General features: G+C 69.8%; 24 protein-coding genes and 2 pseudogenes. 19 read left to right on the top strand and 7 right to left on the bottom strand.

Features of this window, described 5'->3' with window-relative positions; translation table 11 throughout:
- On the top strand, positions 1-1,107 hold the full coding sequence (locus tag ACWEF2_RS23570) for a FecCD family ABC transporter permease (protein ID WP_453818482.1): 1,107 nt from the start codon (positions 1-3) through the stop codon (positions 1,105-1,107).
- A 4-nt stretch (positions 1,108-1,111) separates the two neighbouring features.
- Positions 1,112-1,945, top strand: coding sequence for an ABC transporter ATP-binding protein (locus ACWEF2_RS23565; protein WP_453818480.1), 834 nt, complete (start codon positions 1,112-1,114; stop codon positions 1,943-1,945).
- A gap of 97 nt (positions 1,946-2,042) precedes the next feature.
- Here ACWEF2_RS23565 and ACWEF2_RS23560 read toward each other — a convergent pair whose 3' ends face one another.
- Entirely contained in the window at positions 2,043-2,990 is a 948-nt protein-coding gene (locus tag ACWEF2_RS23560; RefSeq protein ID WP_453818478.1) for a methionyl-tRNA formyltransferase, read from the bottom strand.
- 292 nt (positions 2,991-3,282) lie between these two features.
- Here ACWEF2_RS23560 and ACWEF2_RS23555 point away from each other — a divergent pair, with 292 nt between their 5' ends.
- The 7 genes and pseudogenes from ACWEF2_RS23555 (at position 3,283) to ACWEF2_RS23525 (ending at position 6,479) form a co-directional block, all read left to right on the top strand.
- A complete protein-coding gene (locus ACWEF2_RS23555) occupies positions 3,283-3,600 on the top strand; it encodes a zinc finger domain-containing protein (protein WP_453818476.1) in 318 nt (105 codons plus the stop codon).
- Positions 3,576-3,773: pseudogene (locus tag ACWEF2_RS23550) on the top strand (recombinase family protein); the annotation flags it as partial. The gene ACWEF2_RS23555 and the pseudogene ACWEF2_RS23550, both read left to right, overlap by 25 nt.
- Before the next feature lie 101 nt (positions 3,774-3,874).
- Positions 3,875-4,165 carry a hypothetical protein gene (locus ACWEF2_RS23545; RefSeq protein ID WP_453818474.1) on the top strand — a complete coding sequence of 97 codons (291 nt, stop codon included), beginning with the start codon at positions 3,875-3,877 and terminating at the stop codon, positions 4,163-4,165.
- A 129-nt stretch (positions 4,166-4,294) separates the two neighbouring features.
- Positions 4,295-4,705: a response regulator transcription factor gene (locus ACWEF2_RS23540; RefSeq protein WP_453818472.1), complete on the top strand. Its 411-nt coding sequence runs from the start codon at positions 4,295-4,297 to the stop codon at positions 4,703-4,705.
- Positions 4,706-4,741: 36 nt separating this feature from the next.
- Entirely contained in the window at positions 4,742-5,134 is a 393-nt protein-coding gene (locus tag ACWEF2_RS23535) for a serine hydrolase domain-containing protein (protein WP_453818470.1), read from the top strand.
- Positions 5,131-5,949 (top strand): CPBP family intramembrane glutamic endopeptidase, encoded by an 819-nt coding sequence (locus tag ACWEF2_RS23530; RefSeq protein WP_453818468.1) that lies wholly within the window; start codon positions 5,131-5,133, stop codon positions 5,947-5,949. Before ACWEF2_RS23535 ends, ACWEF2_RS23530 begins: the two co-directional genes overlap by 4 nt.
- A 143-nt stretch (positions 5,950-6,092) precedes the next feature.
- Complete coding sequence (locus ACWEF2_RS23525; RefSeq protein WP_453818466.1) at positions 6,093-6,479, top strand: ArsI/CadI family heavy metal resistance metalloenzyme; 387 nt, start codon at positions 6,093-6,095, stop codon at positions 6,477-6,479.
- 44 nt (positions 6,480-6,523) lie between these two features.
- Here ACWEF2_RS23525 and ACWEF2_RS23520 read toward each other — a convergent pair whose 3' ends face one another.
- Positions 6,524-6,790 (bottom strand): Tn3 family transposase, encoded by a 267-nt coding sequence (locus ACWEF2_RS23520; protein ID WP_453818566.1) that lies wholly within the window; start codon positions 6,788-6,790, stop codon positions 6,524-6,526.
- A 52-nt stretch (positions 6,791-6,842) separates the two neighbouring features.
- Between ACWEF2_RS23520 and ACWEF2_RS23515 the strand changes: the two genes are divergently transcribed.
- The 4 genes and pseudogenes from ACWEF2_RS23515 to ACWEF2_RS23500 all read left to right on the top strand — a co-directional run bounded on the left by ACWEF2_RS23515 (position 6,843) and on the right by ACWEF2_RS23500 (position 10,315).
- Complete coding sequence (locus ACWEF2_RS23515) at positions 6,843-7,010, top strand: sporulation transcriptional regulator SpoIIID (protein WP_453818464.1); 168 nt, start codon at positions 6,843-6,845, stop codon at positions 7,008-7,010.
- A gap of 28 nt (positions 7,011-7,038) precedes the next feature.
- Positions 7,039-7,437: pseudogene (locus tag ACWEF2_RS23510) on the top strand (transposase); the annotation flags it as partial.
- Positions 7,438-8,579: 1,142 nt separating this feature from the next.
- Positions 8,580-9,590 carry an ABC transporter permease gene (locus tag ACWEF2_RS23505; protein ID WP_453818462.1) on the top strand — a complete coding sequence of 337 codons (1,011 nt, stop codon included), beginning with the start codon at positions 8,580-8,582 and terminating at the stop codon, positions 9,588-9,590.
- Positions 9,591-9,856: 266 nt separating this feature from the next.
- Complete coding sequence (locus ACWEF2_RS23500; RefSeq protein ID WP_453818460.1) at positions 9,857-10,315, top strand: hypothetical protein; 459 nt, start codon at positions 9,857-9,859, stop codon at positions 10,313-10,315.
- Positions 10,316-10,443: 128 nt separating this feature from the next.
- Here ACWEF2_RS23500 and ACWEF2_RS23495 read toward each other — a convergent pair whose 3' ends face one another.
- A complete protein-coding gene (locus tag ACWEF2_RS23495) occupies positions 10,444-11,046 on the bottom strand; it encodes a CGNR zinc finger domain-containing protein (RefSeq protein WP_453818458.1) in 603 nt (200 codons plus the stop codon).
- Positions 11,047-11,067: 21 nt separating this feature from the next.
- Here ACWEF2_RS23495 and ACWEF2_RS23490 point away from each other — a divergent pair, with 21 nt between their 5' ends.
- The 3 genes from ACWEF2_RS23490 to ACWEF2_RS23480 all read left to right on the top strand — a co-directional run bounded on the left by ACWEF2_RS23490 (position 11,068) and on the right by ACWEF2_RS23480 (position 13,747).
- Positions 11,068-11,520, top strand: a complete 453-nt coding sequence (locus tag ACWEF2_RS23490; protein WP_453818456.1) for a VOC family protein — start codon at positions 11,068-11,070, stop codon at positions 11,518-11,520.
- A gap of 262 nt (positions 11,521-11,782) precedes the next feature.
- The gene (locus tag ACWEF2_RS23485; protein WP_453818454.1) at positions 11,783-12,583 is read left to right on the top strand and encodes an SDR family NAD(P)-dependent oxidoreductase; all 801 of its coding nucleotides are present in this window, start codon (positions 11,783-11,785) and stop codon (positions 12,581-12,583) included.
- Positions 12,584-12,811: 228 nt separating this feature from the next.
- Positions 12,812-13,747 carry a 4Fe-4S domain-containing protein gene (locus ACWEF2_RS23480; protein WP_453818452.1) on the top strand — a complete coding sequence of 312 codons (936 nt, stop codon included), beginning with the start codon at positions 12,812-12,814 and terminating at the stop codon, positions 13,745-13,747.
- A gap of 98 nt (positions 13,748-13,845) precedes the next feature.
- Here ACWEF2_RS23480 and ACWEF2_RS23475 read toward each other — a convergent pair whose 3' ends face one another.
- From ACWEF2_RS23475 to ACWEF2_RS23460, 4 genes are read right to left on the bottom strand one after another with little or no spacing between them, the layout of a single operon-like run.
- Complete coding sequence (locus ACWEF2_RS23475; RefSeq protein ID WP_453818450.1) at positions 13,846-15,045, bottom strand: MFS transporter; 1,200 nt, start codon at positions 15,043-15,045, stop codon at positions 13,846-13,848.
- Positions 15,042-15,968, bottom strand: coding sequence for a JmjC domain-containing protein (locus ACWEF2_RS23470; protein ID WP_453818448.1), 927 nt, complete (start codon positions 15,966-15,968; stop codon positions 15,042-15,044). Before ACWEF2_RS23470 ends, ACWEF2_RS23475 begins: the two co-directional genes overlap by 4 nt.
- 3 nt (positions 15,969-15,971) lie before the next feature.
- Positions 15,972-17,339, bottom strand: coding sequence for a TfuA-like protein (locus ACWEF2_RS23465; RefSeq protein WP_453818446.1), 1,368 nt, complete (start codon positions 17,337-17,339; stop codon positions 15,972-15,974).
- Positions 17,336-18,487 (bottom strand): YcaO-like family protein, encoded by a 1,152-nt coding sequence (locus ACWEF2_RS23460; RefSeq protein WP_453818444.1) that lies wholly within the window; start codon positions 18,485-18,487, stop codon positions 17,336-17,338. Before ACWEF2_RS23460 ends, ACWEF2_RS23465 begins: the two co-directional genes overlap by 4 nt.
- A 286-nt stretch (positions 18,488-18,773) precedes the next feature.
- Here ACWEF2_RS23460 and ACWEF2_RS23455 point away from each other — a divergent pair, with 286 nt between their 5' ends.
- From ACWEF2_RS23455 to ACWEF2_RS23445, 3 genes are read left to right on the top strand one after another with little or no spacing between them, the layout of a single operon-like run.
- Positions 18,774-19,751, top strand: coding sequence for an ABC transporter substrate-binding protein (locus tag ACWEF2_RS23455; RefSeq protein ID WP_453818442.1), 978 nt, complete (start codon positions 18,774-18,776; stop codon positions 19,749-19,751).
- On the top strand, positions 19,748-20,851 hold the full coding sequence (locus tag ACWEF2_RS23450) for a FecCD family ABC transporter permease (RefSeq protein WP_453818440.1): 1,104 nt from the start codon (positions 19,748-19,750) through the stop codon (positions 20,849-20,851). Before ACWEF2_RS23455 ends, ACWEF2_RS23450 begins: the two co-directional genes overlap by 4 nt.
- Entirely contained in the window at positions 20,848-21,645 is a 798-nt protein-coding gene (locus ACWEF2_RS23445) for an ABC transporter ATP-binding protein (RefSeq protein ID WP_453818438.1), read from the top strand. The genes ACWEF2_RS23450 and ACWEF2_RS23445 overlap by 4 nt, the downstream gene beginning before the upstream one ends.
- Positions 21,646-21,666: the final 21 nt, after the last annotated feature.

Here is a 21,666-nt window from a genome sequence, read left to right as displayed (position 1 = left end):
ATGACCCGCCCGTCGCCCCCGCACCCCCGGCAGAACTCGCACCACCCCGGCGACACGTTCCCGCCCCCTTTCCACCACCCCTTCCGGCTGACCGCGCCGCCCGTCTCCGGAATCCTGCGGCCCCGGCTGATCGCGGTGTGCGTGGCACTCGCCGTCGCCGCCTTTCTGGTCTTCTGCTGGGGCATCTCGGTCGGCGACTACCCGATCGGCCTGACCGACGTGGTGAAGGCGCTGACCGGCTCCGGCGACCCCGGGACGCTGCTGGTCGTCCGGGAACTGCGACTGCCGCGCGCCGTGGTCGGGCTCCTGGCCGGCATCGCCTTCGCCGTCTCCGGCGCGCTGTTTCAGACCATGACCCGCAACCCGCTGGCCAGCCCGGACATGATCGGCCTCACCGCGGGCGCCGGAACCGCCGTGGTCGCCGGCATCGTACTGGGCTGGGACGGCGGCCTCGGCACCCAGACACTCGGACTGCTCGGCGCGCTGGCCACCGCCCTGCTCGTCTACACGCTGGCCTGGAAGCGCGGCACCACCGGCTACCGGATCATCCTGGTGGGCATCGGGGTGTCGTGGGTCTGCACCAGCGCCACCGACTACCTGGTGGCCAGGGGCGGGCGCTTCCAGGCGCAGGCCGCGCTCGGCTGGCTGGTGGGCAACCTCAACGGCCGCGGCTGGGACCAGGCGGTCCCGCTCACCGCCGTCATGGCGCTGCTGGTGCCGACGGCGCTGGTGCTGGGCCGCCTGATGCGTACGCTCCAGCTCGGCGACGACGTCGCCGCCGGTCTCGGCACCCGGGTGCAGCCGGTCCGCTTCGCCCTGCTGCTCACCGGTGTCGGGCTGGTCGCCTTCGGCACCGCGGCGGCCGGGCCGGTCGCCTTCGTGGCACTCGCCGCGCCGCAGATCGCCCAGCGGCTGGCCGGCACCGCCTGGCCGCCCCCGATCGCCTCGGGGCTGACCGGGGCCCTGATCGTACTCGCCGGCGACCTCATCGCACGCGAGCTGATCTCCGGCACGGAACTACCCGTCGGAATCGTCACCGGCGTCCTCGGCACGCCGGTCCTGCTCTGGCTACTCATCCGCACCAACCGCGCGGGCTCAGGAGGCTGAACGCATGTCGACCACCGACCCGGACCTGCGGGCGAACGGCCTGCACCTGGCATACGACAACCGGCTGGTCGCGGAGGATCTCGACCTGGTCATCCCGCCGGGCCGCATCACCGCCATCATCGGCGCCAACGCCTGCGGCAAGTCCACATTGCTGCGGGCCCTGGCCCGGCTGCTCGCGCCTCGTCAGGGCACCGTCCGGCTCGACGGCCGCGCCCTGCAGTCCATCCCGACCAGGGAACTGGCCCAGCGCCTGGGCATCCTGCCGCAGACACCGGTCGCCCCGGAGGGGTTGACCGTCATCGACCTGGTCAACCGCGGCCGGTCACCGCACCAGACATGGTGGCGGCAGTGGTCGAAGGCCGACGAGCAGGCCGTCCACCGCGCCCTGGCCGCCACCGGCATGACCGACCTCGCCAACCGCGCGGTCGACGAGCTCTCCGGCGGCCAGCGCCAGCGCGCCTGGATCGCCATGGCCGTCGCCCAGGGCACCCCGGTGCTGCTCCTGGACGAGCCGACGACCTACCTGGACCTGGCCCACCAGGTCGACGTCCTGGACTTGATCACCGACCTCAATCGGCGCGAGAGCCGTACGATCGTGATGGTCCTTCACGACCTCAACCAGGCCTGCCGGTACGCCGATCACGTCGTCGCCATGAAGGCCGGCCACATCGTCGCCGAGGGCGCCCCGGCCGATGTCATCACCGCCCAGGCCGTGGAGGAGATCTTCGATCTGCGCTGCCAGGTCATGACGGACCCGGTGAGCGGCACACCGCTGATCATCCCGATGGGCCGCCACCACGACGCCCCCGGCGTCAGGGCGGTCGCCGAGACGGCTTGAGCCCTCCGCCGGCCGTCACCTCGGGCGACGGCCGGCGGTCATGCCGGGAGCGGGCGCCCCCGCGACGGGAACCCTCCGCCGAGCGCGGGCGCCATGTTCACGGCTGCGGGGTGAGATAGCCGCCCATGGTCTGGAAGTAGTCGGAGGCGGCGTGCTCGGTGCCGTCATCGGTGCGCAGCCTCCTGACGACCAGCCCGGGCCTCCGCCCGCTCCGGGCATCCGCGCCGGCGACGATGACGACCCCGTCCCCCTCACGGATGAAGACACGCCCCGGGGTGCCGCCGTAACGGGCCCGCGACACCGCCGCCGACACGATCCGGATCCGCTCCCCGCAGTGATGGGTGAACGCGTTGGGATACGGGTCCGACTGCGCGCGCACCAGCCGCTCCAGATCCTCCGCCGGCCAGTTCCAGTCGATACGGCTGTCCTCGACGGACCGCTTGTGGAAGAAACTCGCCCTGCTGCGATCCTGTGGGACCCACTGTGCCCGGCCGGAGGCGATCAGGTCGAGCGCGTCGTGCACGATCGGCTCGATCAGGTCGATCGTCCGGTGGAACAGGTCGGTGGCGGTGTCGTCCGGTCTCACCGGCACGGCCCGTTGCAGCACGATGTCGCCCATGTCCAGCTCGGTGTTCATGCGGTGCGCGGTGACCCCGACCTCCCTCTCCCCGTTGATCAGGGCCCAGATCAGCGGGGAGAACCCCGCGTAAGCGGGAAGCAGCGAGTCGTGGACATTGAGCGTGCCGTGCGGCGGCGCGTCGAAGATCTCCGGCGGTAGCCAGGTCCGCCAGTTGTTGGCGACGATGATGTCCGGTGCCGCGTCGCGGAGCGCGCGCAACAGTTCGTCGTCGTCGGGCCGGTAGCGCAGCAGCACCGGGACGTCGTGTTTCTCGGCGAGTTCCGCGACCGAGTCGTCCCAGATCCTCTCGTAGACGTGGTCGCTCCTGGGGTGGGTCACCACCAGGACCACCTCGTGGTCGGAGTCCAGCAGAGCCCGCAGCGTGCGATGGCCCCAGGTCTGGTAGCCGAACATGACGACCCGCATAGTGGACCCTCTCCTCGGTATGCATTATTGCAAGGCAAGGCTAACCTTATTCAGGGTGCGACGCACAGGGTCGCCTCCGGGCGGGCCGGCAGTCTGGGCCCGGTATTCGGGTCGGCGTCACCGGGGGCGAGGTAGCTCTTCGTAGCCAAGGTGACGGTGTGTGATTCGCAGAAATGACCAGTTCCGCGAGAGCTCACGACCATCCGGCGCGCGTCCGGTTTGTCCTCGATCTCCGTTCTCATAACCTCTCGCAAAACCGCCTTCTAACAGCACCCGCGATAGGTTTTGCGACATGACCGAGCTCGCGGCCCCGGCCGCCGCTGTCGAACAGTTCGATTGCCCGATGTGTGAGGCGCCTGCGGGCAGCGCCTGCCGGACACGGGGCGGCAAGGTCGCGTCCAAGTACCACACGCCGCGCTTCATGCTGGTGCCGCAGTTGCGTACCGAGTTGGAGGTGCGCACTCCCGCCAAGCACGGGCCCGGCCGCGTCTGGCAGGTGGAACCGGCCCTGGACGCTGTGGCGCCGCCGGCCGCGAGGAGGCCGACCCGGGTGGCTATGCCCGGTGCAGCACAGCGCAGCAGGAGCTGGACAGTCAACTCGACGCCCTGAAGGCGGCGGGCTGCGAACCGATCTTTGCCGAGAAGATCAGCACGCGCATCAAGCTGCGGCCGGAGTCCGCCCGCGCGATGGACCACGCCCGCACGATCAAGCAGGCCGTCCCGCATCAGCGCGTGATTTTCACGGTGCGTGAGATGAAGCGCCTGGGCCGGGGTGCCGCCGAACTGCTCGCCATCGCCGAGGAACTACACCGCCACGACATCGAACTGGAACTGCTGAGCGGCCCGCTGCAGGGCATCTACAACCCCTCAGGGCACGGGCGGCGTTGTTCGCCTTCTTCGCGGGGATGGCCGAGTCCGAACGGGAGTACATCCGGGAGAAGTCCCTCGAAGGCCAGGCCTCGGCACGCGAGCGCGACCGCCACGGCGGCCGCCCCAAGGTGTTCGACGACGGCATGATCGCCTATGCCCGGTCGCTGCGCGCCCGGGGCGTGGCGGTGCCCGATATCGCCCGCAAGCTGGTCATCCCCGCGGGCAAGAGCAAGGGCCGGCATCCCTCGGTGGCCGGCGTCTACCGGGTGCTGGCCGACGACGGCGAGGTTCCAGCCAGGAGCTGATCACCTTGCTTATCTTGCCGGGCGGGGATATCCGGCCTGGTCGCCGACGGGCACCACGGCGATCGTCGCCTCGGCCAAGGATCCGGGCACCAGGCGGACCGTGTCGCCCGGTTGCGCTGAGGCCAGCTCGTGAGGATCGGCCGGCGCGAGCGGCTACCTGACCAAGGAGTTCGGCCTGCCGCCCCGGCCCAGGCCGTGTGCGACGTCGCCTCCGGCGCGTCGGCGCCGGCCCCGGGGGTCGCCGCGACTGTCCTTGATTTCGTACGGCAGGCGCCGACGCGGCGGACGGCGGCCCTGGACGGCCTCACCCCGCGCGAGGTCGAGATCTTCGGCCTGCTCGCCCGCGGCAGGTCCAACAGCGAGATCTGCGCGGAACTGGTGCTGAGCGAGAACACGGTGAAGTCGCACGTCCGGGCCGTCCTGCAGAAGCTGGACCTGCGTGACCGCGTGCACGTGGTGATCTACGCCTACGAGAACGGGCTCGTCGCTCGCCACGAATTCCATCCTAACGGGCGGTACCAGGTTCACCCCTTCGGGTGAGGCCGGACCGATTCCGCCCGGCCTAGCTTCGAGATTGTGCGTTTCCTACGTCTCATACCTCTCAGCGTCGTCATGCTCGTCGGCTGGACAGCCCCGGCCTATGCCGGTGACCAGGAGCTGATCGACGACTACCGCTCCGTCTACGGCACGCCGGGCGTCGCAGCTGCCGTGATCGACGGGTCGTCCGTCGAGACGATCGTCCGCGTCCGGGATGAGGACGACAACGCGGTGACGCCCCGGACGCCGTTCCGTATCGCGTCCTTGAGCAAGTCGATGACGGCGACGGCGATCATGCTGCTGACGGACCGATTTTCCGTGGACGACCCGGTCGTCAAGGTTCTCCCCGAGTTCAAGATGGCCGATCCGCGCTACACCAAGATCACTCATCGAGCTAGATCCCCGCGCCCGCACGAAACGAGGTCATCATGACTGCGCCCCCCACGCGCTCCAGTTCTGCCAGATCAACTGTTATCGATGCCACGTGGTTCTTCGCGATCGCCGTCCTGCTGTGTTTCGCGCTGGCCGTTCCGATGGTCTTCCGGCTGGTCCCGACGGACTTCTACAACCTGATCACTCCGATCCTGCAACTGACCCCGCTGCTCGCAGCGATCATCATGTGGCTTGCCCGACGACCCGGAACGTTCCGAGAGACGTTCGCCACCAGGTGGCGCGGCACACCCAAGTGGGCCGGCATCGGCATCGGCCTCATCGCCGCGATCGCCGCGATCCAAACCGCCATCGCACTGGCATTGGGGATCTGGCAGCTCAACCCGCTTGACCAGATCTTCGCGGCGACCATATGGATCGTTCCGGTCTTCCTCATGCAGTCAGTCTTCGCCATCGGCGAAGAGTTCGGCTGGCGCGGCTGGCTGGCGACGCGGGCCGCGTCATGGGGATTCTGGCCGCTGGCCCTTGTCAGCGGTCTGGTCTGGATCGTCTGGCACCTGCCGGTCCTCGCCGTCATCGGTGATCGACCACCCTGGGACATCGTTATCTACTTCGCGGGCATGCTGCCATGGGCGCCGCTGTTGCTCGCACTTCGCTGGCAGTCGGGGGGTGTCTGGCCCGCGGTTTTGACGCACGGAGCGATCAACAGCGTCCGGGTGTACCTGCTGCAATCCGTCCCCAACGCAACGGATCACCTGCTCATCGAAGTGATCGGCTGGGTGCTCACGCTCGCCGCTGCCGTGTGGCTGATGCGCCCGAGCCGGGCGCAGCCCGTCCGCGAGTCTATTGAAGATTAGGTTGATTCCTGCTCGGGTTTGGCCGCTATCCCGTTGCGTAAGCCCAAGCCAGAGCCTCATCCTCGATTTTCGCGAGGTCGGGCTGCGCGGACCGGGTAGCGGAAAATCGTGAGGCGATGATCATGCGGCGGAGCAGGGCGAGCATGTCGTCGAAGCTGGGCTGGCCACTCAAGCTCGTCCTCATCGAAGGCGAGCCGGGCACCGACACTCGCCTGGACCACCTCGGCGTCGAGGTCGCCTCCACCGACGAGGTCACCGCCGCCACCACCCACCTGGCCGGGCGCGGCCTGGCGACCACGGTGGAGGAGGACACCACCTGCTGCTACGCCGTCCAGGACAAGGTGTGGGTGAACGGGCCCGGCGCCGAGCCGTGGGAGGTGTACGTGGTCAAGGCCGACGCCAACACGCTGGCCAAGCAGGCCGATTCGGCCTGCTGCAGCCCAGCGGCCGCCACCGCCGACGGCAGCGCAGCCGAGCCGGCCGATGGCAGAAGGCCGGCGCCTGCTGCTGACATCCAGGAACGGTGGTGACCCTGCACCGAGCGAGGTCACCACCGCTCGACGTGCTCACCGGGCTATGCCTGGCCGATCTCGGTCTGCGGATCTGATGCGAGGTCCGGAGCTGCGAGGTCCGGACCGAGGTCGAGTCGTTTGCTCATGTCGAGCTCGAACTTGCCGTACAGGTTCAGACGGGTCCAGAACAGGGCTGACAGGCCGCGCAGGTCGGCGTCGGTGAGCTTCTTGCTCCACTTCGGTTCGGCCAAGACGAGTTGCACCATGCGGGTGTTCAAATAGACGATCGCGGCCTGGACCAGCTGGAGGGCCCTTGAGGTGCCCCTGATCTTCCGGACACGGTGCCAAGTAGGGCGCTGACTGGTTCGGAAGGAAGGGTTCGTGGCGGGGAAGAACTATTCAGAGGAGTTCAAGAAGGAGGTCGTCAAGGCCGTCTTGGACGAGCGGTCGACGATCGGGCAAGCGGCTAAGGATTTCGGTGTGTCGCGGGAGACCGTACAGAACCGGGTGACCAAGGAGAAGCGCCGCCGGTCGGGGAACACAACCTGAAGGACGACTGGCCGTAGGCCAGATTCCCATCACCTGTTTCGTTACCGGCACCCGGCCCGGCGGTGGCCGCGGCCAGCTCGGCGACCTTGAACTGCGGCACCGGCGGCGAGCCCGCTGCGAAGACCGCATTCGCGCCGCCAAGGACACCGGCCTGCGCAATCTCCCCTTGCATGGGTTCGCTCAGAACCAGTTGTGGCTCGAACTCGTCGCGCCGGCCTCCGAGGTGACGGCCTGGGCCCAGATACTCGCCCTTGACGGTCCGGCCCGCCGCTGGGAACCCAAACGTCTGCGGCTACGCCTGTTCTCCGCTGCCGGACGCCTGGCCCGAGGCGGCAGGAGACTTCGGCTCCGGCTCAGCAGCCAGTGGCAATGGGCCGGCCTGATCGCCTCCGCGATCACCCGCTTGCAGACCCTGCCAGCCCCCTGACCGGCGACAACCGCCTCAACAAGCCGGAAGGGACACCACCCGTGCCCGTGGAACCCCGCCCACTCGACGCGAGAGTCGGGCCGCCGGCCTGACCCACTGCTGAAAAACAGCAGTTGGTGGGGTTGTTATACGGCCCCACCAACATCACGAAACATCGAGGTTAGTACACGATTAGCAACGCGCCGTAAGGAGTGGATCACTGAGATTTAGGGCCAATAGGGGTGGGGGGATTGCTGGACGTAGGTGGAGCTTGCCCTTTTGCCGCCGCATTAGCGGCCTTCACTATTTCAGGCTGCACTGAATAGGAACGTCCGTCGGACAGTACTGCAGATATATTCTTGATCGGAAGATGGTTAATGAGGATAAAAAACCATCTATTTGGTTGGGTCGAGTATGTGTACGTGCGTTGTCGGTGAGAGCCAGACGCGTCGGAAAGATAGAGCTCGCGTACTTCGTCTCTAACTCCACCGTAGAGAAGAATTTTCTTGCCGTCCGTGACCTCCATTGCCATATTGATGGGGTGAGCTTTAGGCAATTCAATGTCGCAAGCAGGCGTCCCTTGCCGATGCGATGAATCGACAGCGATGCAGAAGACTCCGTTGCCGTCACGGAAGGCAACTAGCGACCAGCGATTGCCGTCAGCGGTGGCGGATCCAAGAGTCCTGACCTCGGCAAGGCTGGTTGGCCGCTTTCCGATGTTTTCTCGGATACCTTTAAGTACGGGCTCAGGCTTCGACACGGCGGTTTCGGGTGTCTTCTTAGAGTTGGCCGTTTGAGTGTTAGGACCGGTTTGCGTGCATGCTGATAGAGCCACGAGCGCAGCTAAAACCAGGCTAGTAAGACGAAGTGAGCTGATAGTTGGCTCCAAAATATAATATGGAACCCCCGTAGCCGCATTTTGGAGGCTACGGGGGTCAGATATTACTAGTTCCAGTATAGCCAAACATCGGACCAGCCTAGGCGAGGAGAACTGAATTGCTGAAGTAGCCCTGCGAAGTCGTCGTTAAAGTTCTTCCAGGGGCTACATGTTCCTGACTTTGGTCCATAGTAGACAGAGCTTGCCCAAGCGTACTGTCCTGGCCTGTTTAGATAGAGTCGGTAACCGTAGCTTTGGTCGTTGTTTTGTGAATTGAAACACATCTGTGCGTTTGAAATCGCATGTCGAGCGGGAGTGTGGTCGCCCATGTCCGGAACACCGAGGAGAACTGCTCGCCGCCGCCCTGCTGCTGGCCGTGGTGGCCGTACCGCTGATCGTCACCGGCGTCGCCATGCACCAGGAGTACCGGTCCGGCGGGGTCGGAGCCTGCGTCGCCGACCCCGCCGGCCAACGCGACTGCGCCCAGCTCGTCGACCAGTTCCTCGGCCGCCACACCGAATGGGGCAACCGGCTCGTCTGGGTCACATTCCTTCCCGCGCTCGCCGGCGTCTTCATCGGCGCGCCGCTGCTCGCCCGCGAGTTCGAGCACGGCACGTGGAGGCTGGCCTTCACCCAGAGCGTGACCCGCACCCGCTGGCTGGCCGCCAAGCTCGCCCTGGTCGGCGCCGGTGTCGCCGTTCTCGCCTGCGCGTTCGCCACCCTGTTCACCTGGTGGCGTGCTCCTCTCGACGAGCTCGGCGGCCGCCTGCGGACGGCCGCCTTCATCGTCGCCGCGCCGAGCCTGGCCTCCCTCACCCTGCTCGCGTTCGCCGTGGGCGTGCTCGCCGGCGCGCTGCTGCGGCGCACCATCGCCGCCATGGCGGCCACTCTCGCCGTCTTCATCGCCGTACGGCTCACCATGGAGGAGTACCTACGGCCCCGGTACCGGACGCCCCTCGTGCGGATCACCGACCCGACGACGCGGCCCGGCGCCGGGTGGCGGCCCTCCACCGACTGGGCCATCGACAACGGCTGGATCGACGGCTCCGGGCAGCGGCTCACCGACGGGAGGAAATCAGCGATCATCCGCCAGATCTACGACGGGAACAGGCCCGCCCCGGGCTCCGGCAACCTGGTCGAGCAGTACATGGCCGAACACGGCCTGCGCCACTACACCGAATACCACCCCGGCAGCAGTTTCCAGGCCTTCCAGGCCATCGAGTCGATCTGGGCCCTCGGCCTCGCCACCGTACTCTTCACCGCCACCATCTGGATCGTGCGCCGCCGCACCACGTGACGTTGTGCGCTCGCCGGGGAGGTCCAGGTACTGTCTGACGCCCCCTTCACCGGGCGCTGGAGCGGGTGCGGGTCGTGCGCCGAGGGCTGGGCCGTCCCCGTAAAGGGGCCTCGACCGGGCTGGTCCCATCTAAGGGCCCCTCTCATCAGAGACATGTGGTCACGATCTGCTAGGCGGGCCACAATGAGCCCAACGAACCCAAGGGGTATTTCGTATTACTACCGGGCCCCTGAAGTCACCATCCCGACCGCTCTGGAGAAGCCGTCATGACCACGCCTGAGCACCTCACGACCTGGCTCGACGCTCACTACGACATGCCCGTCAGTCAGCAGCTGGAGCGCTACGACAAGTTGGCCGCCCAGGACACGTCGGCTCGCGCCCGGGTTGAGCTGGTGGCCCGAGGGGTCTATGACCCGGTCCGGCACGGAGCCGAGGATCGGCCTCCGCTCACCGTGGCCGAGCACATCGAGCTGCTGGCGCTGGCGGAGTGCATCGCGCGCACCGTGCGCCATCCCGCCAATGTCCACCACGCGCTGCTGGCCGGGGTCACCTGGGCCGATATCGCCCGCATTGTCGACTCCGACGAGCCCACCGTCCGGCGGGCCTACCGGCAGTGGGCCGATGACCAGCACGACCTCAACCAGCATTACCCCAACCTCGGCATGACCGCCGACGAGCACGCCGCCGCGACCGCCAGAGCCGCCCAGAGCACGACGGACGCCTGAACAGGCCGAACCCCTGCCCCACCTGCCGGCAGACCCAGCACTTGACATCCTCCCCCGTCGTACGGAGAGAGGGCGGGAGACGCCGATCCGCCGGTCGACATCCCTGGCGGGTCCGGCGGGCATCGTGATCAGTCTTCCTTGGAACGGCGGGTGCGGAGCGCGCGTACTTTGTGCCGGTTGCCGCAGTGCTCCATGGAACACCAGCGGCGACGGCCGGGCCGCGAGGCGTCGACGTAGATCAGATGACAGTCCTCGGCCGCGCACATCCGGATACGGTGCGCGAAGGGACCGGTGAGAAGTTCGACGGCGTCACGCGCGACGGTGGCGAGCAGTTGCGTGCCGTCGGCGGTCCCCGGCCACTGCCGGTCTCCATCCGATCCGATGACGGGTGCCAGGGGTGGCTGGACGGCTGCTCGATTGATGACCTCCAGATCGGCGCGTGCGGGCGGCTCGCCGCGGGTGCGGGCGACAGCCGTCCGGAACAGCGCGTTACGCAGTCGGCGCGCGTCGGCCACCTCGGCGTCGGAGATCTGCAGTTCCGGTGTCGGCGTCAGCCGCGAACGCCCGGCCCAGGCGGCCAGGTCGGCGGGCTGGTGCAGTACCTCGTACCGGCGGTAGGGGCCAGGGCCGCCGGTGGTGAGCAGTTCCAGACACAGGGCGCCGGGGTCGAACCGGTAGGCGACGCCGGTGTGGGAGTACAGCGTGAGCCCTCGGGTTGCGACGGAGTCCATGTAACCAATATAACTAGTTACATGGCATTGAGCTGGAAACTTGTCGTCGACAGCACGAACGCACCCGCACTCGCGGACTTCTGGGCCGCGGCGCTGGGCTACGAGGTGGAAGACCCCGGCGCGCTCATCGAGCAGTTGCTGGCCGCCGGCCACATCGATGAGGAGGCGGTCGCCGAACACCGCGGCCGCAAGACCTTCCGCGGCTACGCCGCTATCCGCCACCCCGAGGATCCGTTCGACGAGACCAGCGGCATCGGCCGCGGGCGGCGTCTGCTCTTCCAGGACGTCCCTGAGGGCAGGGCCGGCAAGAACCGCCTGCACATTGACGTCCACGGTGAGCCCGGTGGCCTCGACAAGCTGGTAACACGACTGGAGGACCTGGGCGCGACCCGCGTCCGCGAAGTGAACAAGGGGCCCGCCGGACAGTGGTGGATCATGCGGGACCCGGAGGGCAACGAGTTCTGCGCCGCGTAGGACCTTAACGACCGCAACGTATTCTCCCGAGCGTCGGCGGCCACGGCTGATCCGTCTTGCCGCCACGGCACGGGGCCGTACGCCGGTCGCCGGCTCGGGTCACCGCCGCCGACCGCCGGGGCCCGGAATGCGCGCGGGCGTGAGGTCATGGTGGACGCGCTCCTCGGCGAGGTCAGGGCGGTAAGTCATCATGGACGACTTACGCTTGTCATCGTATTGACAAAGCTCGCGGGCAGCCCTGGGACGAGCAAAGGAGCAATCCATGAACCGCCTGAAGGACAAGGCCGCGATCATCACCGGCGCGGGCAGTGGGATCGGCCTGGCCGCGGCGGAGCTGATGAGCCGCGAGGGCGCCCGTGTCCTCGTGGCGGATCACGATGCCGCGTCGGCCGAGAGTGCCGCCGGCGCCATCGTCGAGGCGGGCGGCCTGGCGGTGCCGTGCACGGTGGACGTCACGGACGACACGTCCGTGGGCGACATGGTGGAGGCGGCCGTGCGTGAGTTCGGACGACTGGACGTGCTCTGCAACCACGTGGGCGGGACGGATCCGCGCAAGGACCTGGACCTGCTCCGCCTCGACATGGAGGAGTTCGGCCGGGCCGTCGACCTCAACATCCGCTCCACCCTGACGGGCTCCCGGCACGCCGTCCCGCACATGATCCGGGCGGGCGGTGGCTCGATCGTCAACACCGCCTCGGTGGCCGGTCTGGTCGGCGACGTACTCCAGATCTCCTACGGAGCGGTAAAGGCGGCGGTCATCAACATCACCAAGTCCATCGCCGTCCAGTACGGCCCGCAGGGCGTCCGCTGCAACGCGGTGGCCCCAGGAGCGATCATGACCCCGGCGCTTCTGGACAACCTTCCCGCCGAGGTGATCGAGGCGCTGAAGGGATACAACGCGCTTCCCTACCTTGGCGTTCCCGAGGACATCGGCTACACCATGGTCTTTCTCGCCTCCGACGAATCCCGCTATCTGACCGGACAGCTTCTGGTGGTGGACGGAGGAATGACCAGCCAATCCCCCGCCGCTCCTGGACGCCGCGCGATGCTCCCGACGGCATGACACCTTTCCGCCGGATCATTCCCGGCTCGCGGATCAGGCATGATCCGTAAGAAAGGGCCTAATGCCGCGTTCCCCTTTCTGTCTTCACCAGAAGCGGTTATGAGATGTGAACTTCCTGGAAAGCGCAAGAAGCGGGCCCTCTTCCCTTTTCGCGTACTGCGCGATATTCCTGGCAGGACAGGCGGCCGGATCCCGGCGGCTCATGGAAAAGACGGAAAAGAGGGCACCATGGACAACCCGGCCGCCCCCGCGCGGATGCAGGAGACCGCCGCGGCGACGAAGCAGCCCGGCGGCGAACAGGGGTGGTACGTGGACGGCCGTTGTACGAACTGCGACGTCGCCCGGCAGCTCGCCCCGGGGTTGATCGGTGAGGCCGACGGCCGTTCGGTGATGCTCCGTCAGCCGTACGGCGAGGCGGAGACCGGGCGGATGCACGCGGCCGCCTTCGCCTGCCCCACACGGTCGATCCGTCACTCCTCCCGGGCTCTGGACCCGGAGGCGGATCCCTTCCCCCTCGCTCTCGACGACTCCGTTCATCTGTGCGGGCACAACTCCCGGCACACCGCGGGAGCCAACTCCTACCTGCTGCGACGCCCGTCCGGGACCATGATGATGATCGACACTCCGCGGTGGGACCGTGGATTGGCGTCGCGGTACGAGACGCTGGGGCCCGTCACCGACGTGCTGCTCACGCACCGCGACCACGCCGCGCACGGCCGCCGCTACGCCGACCGCTTCGGCGCCCGCCTGTGGATCCACGAGGGCGACCTCGACGCCGCACCGGACGCCGATCGGGTGATCCGGGGCATCGGCCCGGCCGAGATCGCCGAGAACGTCATGGCGTACCCGCTGCCCGGGCACACCCGGGGAAGCGTGCTCTACGTCGCCGACGAGCGGTACTGCTTCAGCGGCGACAGCTTCTACTGGTCGCGCACCACAGCGGATCTCGAAGTGGCCGAGAGCGTCACCTGGTACTCCATAGAGGAGTTGGCCGCCTCCCTGGCCCGCACGGCCGGCCGCCTCCGCTTCGAGTGGCTCCTTCCAGGTCATGGTGACCGTAGGCGGCTTCCGGTCCAGGAGATGTCCCGGCGGTTGAGCGGGCTCACGACACGGACGCGGACGCTCCGGCCTCGGCCCGTCGACCTCTCCGCCTTGCGATGGTGAGTACCTGGCCGCCAGCCGTCTGCGCCGGCGCCGGGGAGATTACGGCCGGCAGCTGGGATTCGAGACGCTCCATGGGTCCTGGATCGGCTCCTGTCCGGTCATCGTGGCTCCGGAACGGCGTTGCGGCGAGCCCGGGTGACCAGCGTGAATCCGGCCGTCAGCAGGGCGAGCCCGATGCCGCTCACCCATGCCGGCGCCCGAAGGTCCCAGGAGGCGATCGCGCCGCCGGTCAGCGCGCCCAGGGGGACGGCTGAGATCGACAGCGTGCGGGCGGCGCTGTTGACGCGCCCGAGAAGCCCGGGCGGGACCAGGCGCTGACGCAAGGTGACCGACAGCACGTTCCACACGGCGAAGGCGCCCCCGGTGCCGCCCCAGGCGACCGCGGCCGTGACGGGAGTGGGCACGACCGCCAGCGTCAGGTCGATCAGCGCGCACACCGCCAGGGCCGCCACCTGCAGTGTCCGGCGGTCGAAACGGCGGACCAGCAGCGGCGTGATCACCGCTCCGGCGACGCCCCCGACGGCCCCCGCGGCGAGCACCACACCGTAGCCGGCCTCTCCGACTCCCATGGGGCCCGTGGCCAGCAGGACCAGCGTGGCCTCCCAGGTCATCGTGAGGAAGGTCAGCGCGGCCCCGGCCAGGACGAGGGTCCTGACCAGATGAGGGCGCAGCAGCCAGCGCATGCCGTCGGCCATGTCGGTCAGTACGGCTCTGGCGCCCCGCCCGGAGTCAGCCGGCGGTGGGGCCGCGGTGCGAATCCCGATCAGCAGCGCGACCGCCACGACGAGGGCCGCGGTGTTCAACCCGAAGGGCAGGGCGAGGGCCACGGCGAAAAGCACGCCACCCGCCGCCGGGCCGATCAGGTCCTGGCCGACGCGCTCGGCGGTGACCAGTGCGCTGTTGGCCCTCTCCAGGCCGGCGTCGCCCACGACCTTGGGCACGAGAGACTGGGCGGCGTTGTCGTAGGCCGCCTCGCCCACGCCGAGCAGGAAGGCCACGCCGTATATGAGGAGCATCGAGCGGACATCGGCCAGCAGCGCGGCGGTGAGCAGGAACAGCAGGGCGGCGCGGCCGACGTTGGCGACCACCATGACCGCCTCCGGACGGCTGCGGTCGATCAGTGCCCCGAGAGGCAGACCGAACAGCACCCAGGGCATGAAGGAGCACGCGGTCAGGCCCGCGACCAGTACCGGGTCACGGGTGAGGGTGGCGGCCAGCAGGGGCAGGGCCACCACCCGGATGCCGTCGCCCAGGTTGGACAGGGCCGCGGCGGCGACGACGCGGGGGTAGGCGTTCATACGGGCCGGGCGAGGGCGGCGGCGAGCCGCCCGCGCGGCGCGGGTTCGGGCAGGGCCGCGTGCCTGGCGATGACCTCGGAGGCCAACCGGCCGGGGTCGGCGGTGCCGAGGAAGGCGATCAGGAGAGCGATCCGGTCCTTGGCCTGGCCGGTCAGCGCGTCGGGGTCGTCGCCGAAGCGCCACGGGAAGGTCTCCCGGAGCCGCTCGTCTTCGGCGGCTGCCCGCTCCACGAGCTGGTGCATGACGTCCGCCCAGGTGGGCGGGGTGTCGCCGCTGAAGGTGATGTGCACCGACGGCTCGTCGCCGGTCCAGGCGTCATGTACGACGCCGCGCGGAATGTAGAGGGAATCGCCGGGGCGCAGGGTCGGCTCGGCGATGACGGGGGTGTCGTAGCGCTCGCCGGGCGCGGGCAGGGTGCGCGGGCGGCGCTCCGGCGGGGCCTGCAGGCGCCAGTGCTTGGTCCCGTGGACCTGGCGGACCAGGACGGACATGGGGTCGTAGTGCGGTCCCGCGCCGCGTGAGCCGGCTGGAGTCAGGTAGGCGCCGGCCGACAGCGGCACGCCGAGCTCGGCCGACAGCTCCGCGCAGAAGTCGGCGATGGTGGGCGCGTAGCGGACCAGTCCGCGCAGCACGACGGTCGCGCCCCCGGCGACTTCACGCAGAATGGCGTGCGGGTCTGCGACGCCGTCGGCCTGGCCGGCGGCGGTGCCGGTGCGGTGGGTGAAGCGCGCGGACGGCAGGTACGCACCGTCGCGCAGCAGCCGGAGATAGGGGATGCGCAGGCCGCGGTTGACGATGAGGTCCTCGGCCAGCGCCAGGCCGAAGACGTCGTCGAAGCCGCCCAGCCCGGTGCAGTGCAGGACCTCGGCCTCCCAGGCGGCGCGGAGCCGGTCGGTATCGTCGACGAGGCGGTGCAGGGCCATCGGTCAGCTCCCTTGCAGGCGTACGGCGGGCGGGTCGGTGAGCGCGAGCTGCGGGCAGAAACGGGTGGCCCTGGCGGCGAGGTCGCCGAGATCGAGGAAACCCCGGTCGTAGAGGGTGGGAGCGAGATCGGGGGCCTTCCAGCGTTGCAGGCAGAGCCGGGTCAGCGTCTGAGGGGAGATCCGGTCGAGGTGTCGGCCGCGCTCGGCCAGGGTGGCGTTGAGCGTGTCGGCGGCGGCGGCGAGTTCGCGGATCCGGTGGGTGCCGGGCAGCGGGCGGATGGCCTCGGCGAGGGCGGGGATCGGTGCCAGTCCGGACCGCCAGCGGTAGGACCGGACCAGGACGAGCGCCACCGCACGGACCAGACCGCCGTCCGCAGCCGGGTCCTGATGGATGGTCGTGCCGGTTCGTGGGCGCTCTTCTGGATCGAGCCAGTGGGTCCAGGCTGGGGGAAGCCCCGGGTGAGGGTTGTGCGAGCCGTCCGGCGAGGGGAACAGGCCGCGCTGCCGGGCCAGGCCGAACGCGTGGTGGCCGAGCTCGTCGAGGTCCTCGGCGGCGGATCCGGTGATCAGCCGCAAGATCACACGATGGTGCAGTTTGGGATAGTCCTCGGCGTAGAGCTGGGCGGCCGAGACGAGGACGGTGTCGTCGGGATACGCGGCGCGGCGCCAGCGTTCCATGTGGGTGGTGACGGGGGCGGGGCGCCGCCGGGTGGGGGTGGCCGGCAGGTTCCGGGCCAGCCGCCGCAGCAGCGCCAGCGCGTCCTGCGCCTTGACGTCCCAGCTGAGGGCGGGCGCCGCCGTGGTCTGGCGGAGGGTCTCCAGGGCGTTGCCGGGGACGCCCGAGGTGGTGGTGAGAAGCCGCCGCCATGTTCGTTCGGTGAACGGCAGTCGCCGCGCCGCCTCCAGCAGGCGGGTCTCGTCGGCCGGGCCGATCGCGCCGCGCCGTCGCAGCCTGCGTAGCGCCACCCGGACGGAGACCAGGGCGACGGTGTACGGCCGGGCGCCGGCGTCCGGGTCGGCGTGTACCAGCGCCACCTCGTCGTCGCGGTCGATCAGGCCGCTGGAGTAGAGGCGGTGGACGACGCCGTGACCGACCATTCCGAACGGGCCCAGCTCCGCGGCGCGCAAGGCGCCCATGCTGGCCGCGCCGTACACCTCGGCTCCCCGGTCGAGGAGCGCGCAGATCTCTTTGTGCCGCACCGAGGCCGACTGGAAGAACTGGCCGTCGACGACGGCGACGCGGTCGCCGGGGCCGGCGTCGCAGGCCGTCAGGTCGCCGTGCCGTACCGGCGGATGCAGGATCGCGCCGGGCAGCGCCTCGCGTGCGGCCTCGGCGGGCAGGGACGGGCCGAGGTAGACGTGGTCGGTCATGCCGGGCGTCCCGCGCTGACGTCGGTGCGGGAGTCGAAGGCCAGTCCGGGGGCGACGACCTTGACGACCGCGATGCCGGTGGGGCTGGGAAGCACGACCCGCACGGGCTCGTGACCGGTGCGCTCGGCGATGTGGTGCGCCAGGACGCGCGCGTCGGCGGCGAGGTCGGCGGCGCTCGCCGAGCGGCCGTTCCAGGGGACGGGCGTGCCCAGGTCTTCGCGGGCGGTTCCCGCCGAGGCTCGGTAGAGCAGTGCGGGCAGGTCGTCGCGGGCTCCGGCGATCGCGGTCAGGCGGCTCTGCGCGGCCTCGGTCAGCGCCCGGCACAGCGCGATCGCGGGGTCGAGGTGGCATCCGGCGCCGGTGAAGGTGACAGGTAACGCCTCGGAGCGGATGCGGGCCTCGAAGCACACCGGTGACACGGAGGGATACGTGGCGATCACCACGTCGACCTGCACGCCGGCTTCGGCGTAGACCTTCAGCAGGGTGCGGCAGTCCTCGTCGTCGACGGTGGGCAGCTCCAGGCGGCGCCACTCCTCGCGGGGGCGGCGGCGCAGCAGGGCGAGGCTGTCGCGTTCGCACAGCTCGGCCAGCGCGTGCGCGGTGGCCTCGGGAACGGTGTTGCCCGAGGCGAGGCCGTTGCTGGTGGCGTGGAAGAGCGGCGGACGCCATTCGGCCCGGAAGGTGTGGTCGAGCCGTACGGCGTCCAGGGGCACCGGGACGGCCGCCCCGCTGAGCGCCCCCTCCCCGGTGAGCCAGCGCAACGGCAGGTCCGGGTGGACGAGCGAGCCGTCGGCCAGGTCCAGCTCGTCCAGCCGGTAGGGCAGGCCGAGCGCGCGGGCGGTCACGGGCCCGGTTGCCGGCCCGCTGTCACCGATCAGGTTCTCGGCGTGTCGCAGCTCGACGGCCTCCATCGCGGCGGACACGCGAGCGGCGGCTCGGGTGAGGCCCTTGCCCTGGGAGACCGAGACGGTTCTGGCGCCGGGCCGTACCGCCTGGAAGACCGGGATGCCGATGTGGTCCAGGCCGGTCACGTCGGCGATGCGGGTGACGCCGTAGCGGCTGAGAAGCGGGGCGATCCGTGACCATGTCTCCTCCGGGGGCACGGCCCGGTGGGTTCCCCGCGTGTGGATTCCCGAGACCGTCGTCACGGTGGACTGAAGCACCTCCCCTGGCCGGAGTGGGTGTGCGGGGCCCGCAGGGACCCCGCACGTCAGAGCGTCATCGCCGTCAGGTGTGGTGAGCCACGCTCACGACGACTTCGGACTCGTCGCCCTCGAAGACTCTGGCCAGTTCCTCGTTGGAGTAGTCCATGCGCATCTCCCTCGTGGATCAACATGCCCCCGAGGTTGGCGGGGGCACTTGCCACTTTGGCCCGCAACGGACACTCTTGCAATAGTTTCGTTGTTGCGATCCACATGCATCAGGGAGAAGTGTGTGAGGCGTTCGCGCTTGCTGATCGTCGCTCTGCCGACAGCCCTCGCCTTGGCCGCCTGCGGAAACACCGCAACGGCCCCTCAACCCGCAGCGGCCACCGCCGGCGGGTCGGCGATCTCCCTGCGGCGATGCGGCGAACAGATCAAGCTCGACAGGGCCGCCTCCCGCGCGGTGACCCTCAACCAGCACGCCACCGAGCTGGTGCTGGCGATGGGACTGGGTGACCGGCTGATCGGCAGCTCGCTCCTGGACAACCCGGTCCGGCCGGATCTCAAAGCCGCCTACGACAGGGTGCCGGTCCTGTCGGAGACCGCCTATCCGTCCAAGGAGAGCCTGATCTCCCTGGGGCCGGACGTGCTCATCGGCGGGTTCGGCCCGACCTTCAGCGAGGCCAACGGGCTGCCGCCGGACCAGTTCCGGCAGGCCGGCATCGCGCTGTTCACCGTCCAGTGCCGCGGGCAGAGGCTCACTCTCGACTCCCTCGCCGAGACCGTCACCGCCTTGGGGACGCTCTTCGGCGCGCCGCAGGCCGCCGATCGGCTCAACGCCGAACTCGCCGCCCGGTTCGACGCGGTGCGCGCCCAGGTCCGGGGCAAGGCGCCGGTGGACGTGCTGCTGTTCGACTCCGGGCAGAGCGCGCCCACGGTCGGTGGCGGACGGGGGCTTGCCGGCGCGCTGCTGGAGACCGGCGGCGGCCGCAACGTCTTCGCCGGCCTGGCCACGGACTGGGCCGAGACCGGCTGGGAGGAGATCGTCAGGCGCGACCCCGACGTGATCGTCGTGGTCGACTACCTCACCGCCGGGGCCACCGCCGAGGCGAAGATCAGGCAGCTCAGGGCCGACCCCGTGCTCAAGGACGTCACGGCCGTCAAGAACAACCGGTTCGTCACGATCGGCCTCACCGGGCTCGGCGCGATCAGCCCACGCAACCCCGAGGTCGCCCAGCAGGTCGCCGACGAACTCCACCCGCGGCGGTGAACACCCCGGGAAAGAGCGCGGTGGCGCTCACCGCCGCCCCCCTGGACAGGGCCGGCCCGCGAGGCCGGGCCCGGACCCGGTACCTCGTCCCCGCCCTGATCGCCGCGCTGCTGGCCAGTGTGATCGCGGGCATCGCACTCGGCCCGGTCCGGGTTCCCCTTGACTCCCTGCTGCGCGTTCTGTGGGCCGTCCTCGGCGGCTCCCCCCTGGCCGCCGAGGACATCCGTCACAACGCGATCGTGTGGCAGATCCGCCTGCCCCGGGTGCTGCTCGGCGTCCTGGTCGGCGCCGGGCTGGCGATGATCGGCACCGTCCTGCAGGCGCTGCTGCGCAACCCGCTGGCCGACCCGTTCATCCTCGGCACCTCCTACGGTGCCGGAGTCGGCGCGGTGTCGGTCACCCTGGCGGGATCGGCCGTCGCGGGGATCCACACGCTGTCGGCGGGAGCCTTCGCCGGGGCGGTGTCCGCCACCGCGCTGGTGTTCGCGCTCACGAGAGCGGGGGGCATGACACGGCTGCTCCTGGCGGGTGTCGCCGTCGCCTTCATCGGCCAGGCCGTGATCAACCTGCTGGTGCTGTTCGGCGACGACAGCGGAGGTCAAGCCGCCCGCCAGGTCCTGTTCTGGCTGATGGGCGGCCTCGGCGGAGCCCGCTGGACCTCACTGGCGATCATCTTGGCGCTCACCGTGCTCACGCTGCCGGCACTGGCCCTGCGAGCACGTGCGCTGGACGCGCTGCTGCTCGGCGAGCAGACGGCGGCCGGCCTCGGCCTGCGGCCCGGCCGGCTGCGGGGGGAGCTGTTCCTGCTGACCTCGCTGCTCACCGGCGCGCTCGTCGCGGTCAGCGGCGCCATCGGCTTCGTCGGGCTGATGATGCCGCTGTTCACCCGCCTGCTGCTGCGGACCTCCGAGAACGCCCGCGTGCTACCGGTCGCCGCGCTGCTCGGCGCGATCTTCCTCATCTGGGCCGACCTGCTGGCCCGGACGATCGTCGCCCCCGCGGAACTGCCGGTCGGCGTGGTCACCGCGCTGTGCGGCGGACCGGTCTTCCTGTGGCTGCTGGTACGGCGCGGCGGCGACGGTCCGGGAGCGACGGCGTGAACGACCGGGCGGCCACCCTCACCGTCGCCGGGCTGCGGGTATCGCTCGGCGGCCTCCCGATCCTGCGCGGCGTCGACCTCGACGTGGAGGGCGGCGAGCTGCTCGGCGTCGTCGGCCCCAACGGAGCCGGCAAGAGCACCCTCCTGCGCTGTCTGTACCGGGCGCTGCGCCCGAAGGCCGGAGTCGTCCTGGTCGACGGCGCCGACCTGCTGGCCATGGACGACCGCGCCTCCGCCCGGCGGACCGCCGCCCTGCCGCAGGAGTCGCAGCAGGCGGGCGGGCTAGGGGTCCGCCACGTCGTGCTGCTGGGCCGCAGCGCGCACCTGCGCGCCTGGCGGTTCCCCTCCGCCGCGGACCACGAGATCGTCGACCGGGCGCTCCGGCAGGTCGGCGCCGAACACCTGGCCGATCGCGACATCGGCACCCTGTCGGGCGGCGAGCGCCAACGGGTCCTGCTGGCCCGTGCGCTCGCCCAGCAGCCACGGGCGCTGGTGCTGGACGAGCCGCTCAACCACCTCGACATCCGCCACCAGCTGGAGGCCCTGACCCTGATCCGCGGCCTGGGGCTGACCGCCGTGCTGGCGATCCACGACCTGAGCCTGGCGCTGCGCTACTGCGACCGGCTGTGCGTCCTGGACGCCGGGACGGTCGTCGCCGCCGGACCCGCCCGTGAGGTGCTCCGGCCCGACCTGGTGGCGCGGGTGTTCGGCGTGCGCAGCCGGCAGATCGAGATCGAGCCGGGGCGGCACGCGCTGTGGTGCGAACCGCTGACCGAGTCCGAGGAGCGCCTGTGACGACCCTGACCTCCGGCCCGC

Source organism: Streptosporangium sp. NPDC004631 (assembly GCF_053601935.1).
This window is presented reverse-complemented; position numbering and strand designations above follow the sequence as displayed.

Bases quoted from the DNA above. Each gene is read 5' to 3' on its own strand.
- ACWEF2_RS23570 (WP_453818482.1), top strand. From the start codon at position 1: ATGACCCGCCCGTCGCCCCCGCACCCCCGGCAGAACTCGCACCACCCC.
- ACWEF2_RS23565 (WP_453818480.1), top strand. From the start codon at position 1,112: ATGTCGACCACCGACCCGGACCTGCGGGCGAACGGCCTGCACCTGGCA.
- ACWEF2_RS23560 (WP_453818478.1), bottom strand. From the start codon at position 2,990: ATGCGGGTCGTCATGTTCGGCTACCAGACCTGGGGCCATCGCACGCTG.
- ACWEF2_RS23555 (WP_453818476.1), top strand. From the start codon at position 3,283: ATGACCGAGCTCGCGGCCCCGGCCGCCGCTGTCGAACAGTTCGATTGC.
- ACWEF2_RS23530 (WP_453818468.1), top strand. From the start codon at position 5,131: ATGACTGCGCCCCCCACGCGCTCCAGTTCTGCCAGATCAACTGTTATC.
- ACWEF2_RS23525 (WP_453818466.1), top strand. From the start codon at position 6,093: ATGTCGTCGAAGCTGGGCTGGCCACTCAAGCTCGTCCTCATCGAAGGC.
- ACWEF2_RS23500 (WP_453818460.1), top strand. From the start codon at position 9,857: ATGACCACGCCTGAGCACCTCACGACCTGGCTCGACGCTCACTACGAC.
- ACWEF2_RS23495 (WP_453818458.1), bottom strand. From the start codon at position 11,046: ATGGACTCCGTCGCAACCCGAGGGCTCACGCTGTACTCCCACACCGGC.
- ACWEF2_RS23490 (WP_453818456.1), top strand. From the start codon at position 11,068: ATGGCATTGAGCTGGAAACTTGTCGTCGACAGCACGAACGCACCCGCA.
- ACWEF2_RS23485 (WP_453818454.1), top strand. From the start codon at position 11,783: ATGAACCGCCTGAAGGACAAGGCCGCGATCATCACCGGCGCGGGCAGT.
- ACWEF2_RS23480 (WP_453818452.1), top strand. From the start codon at position 12,812: ATGGACAACCCGGCCGCCCCCGCGCGGATGCAGGAGACCGCCGCGGCG.
- ACWEF2_RS23475 (WP_453818450.1), bottom strand. From the start codon at position 15,045: ATGAACGCCTACCCCCGCGTCGTCGCCGCCGCGGCCCTGTCCAACCTG.
- ACWEF2_RS23470 (WP_453818448.1), bottom strand. From the start codon at position 15,968: ATGGCCCTGCACCGCCTCGTCGACGATACCGACCGGCTCCGCGCCGCC.
- ACWEF2_RS23465 (WP_453818446.1), bottom strand. From the start codon at position 17,339: ATGACCGACCACGTCTACCTCGGCCCGTCCCTGCCCGCCGAGGCCGCA.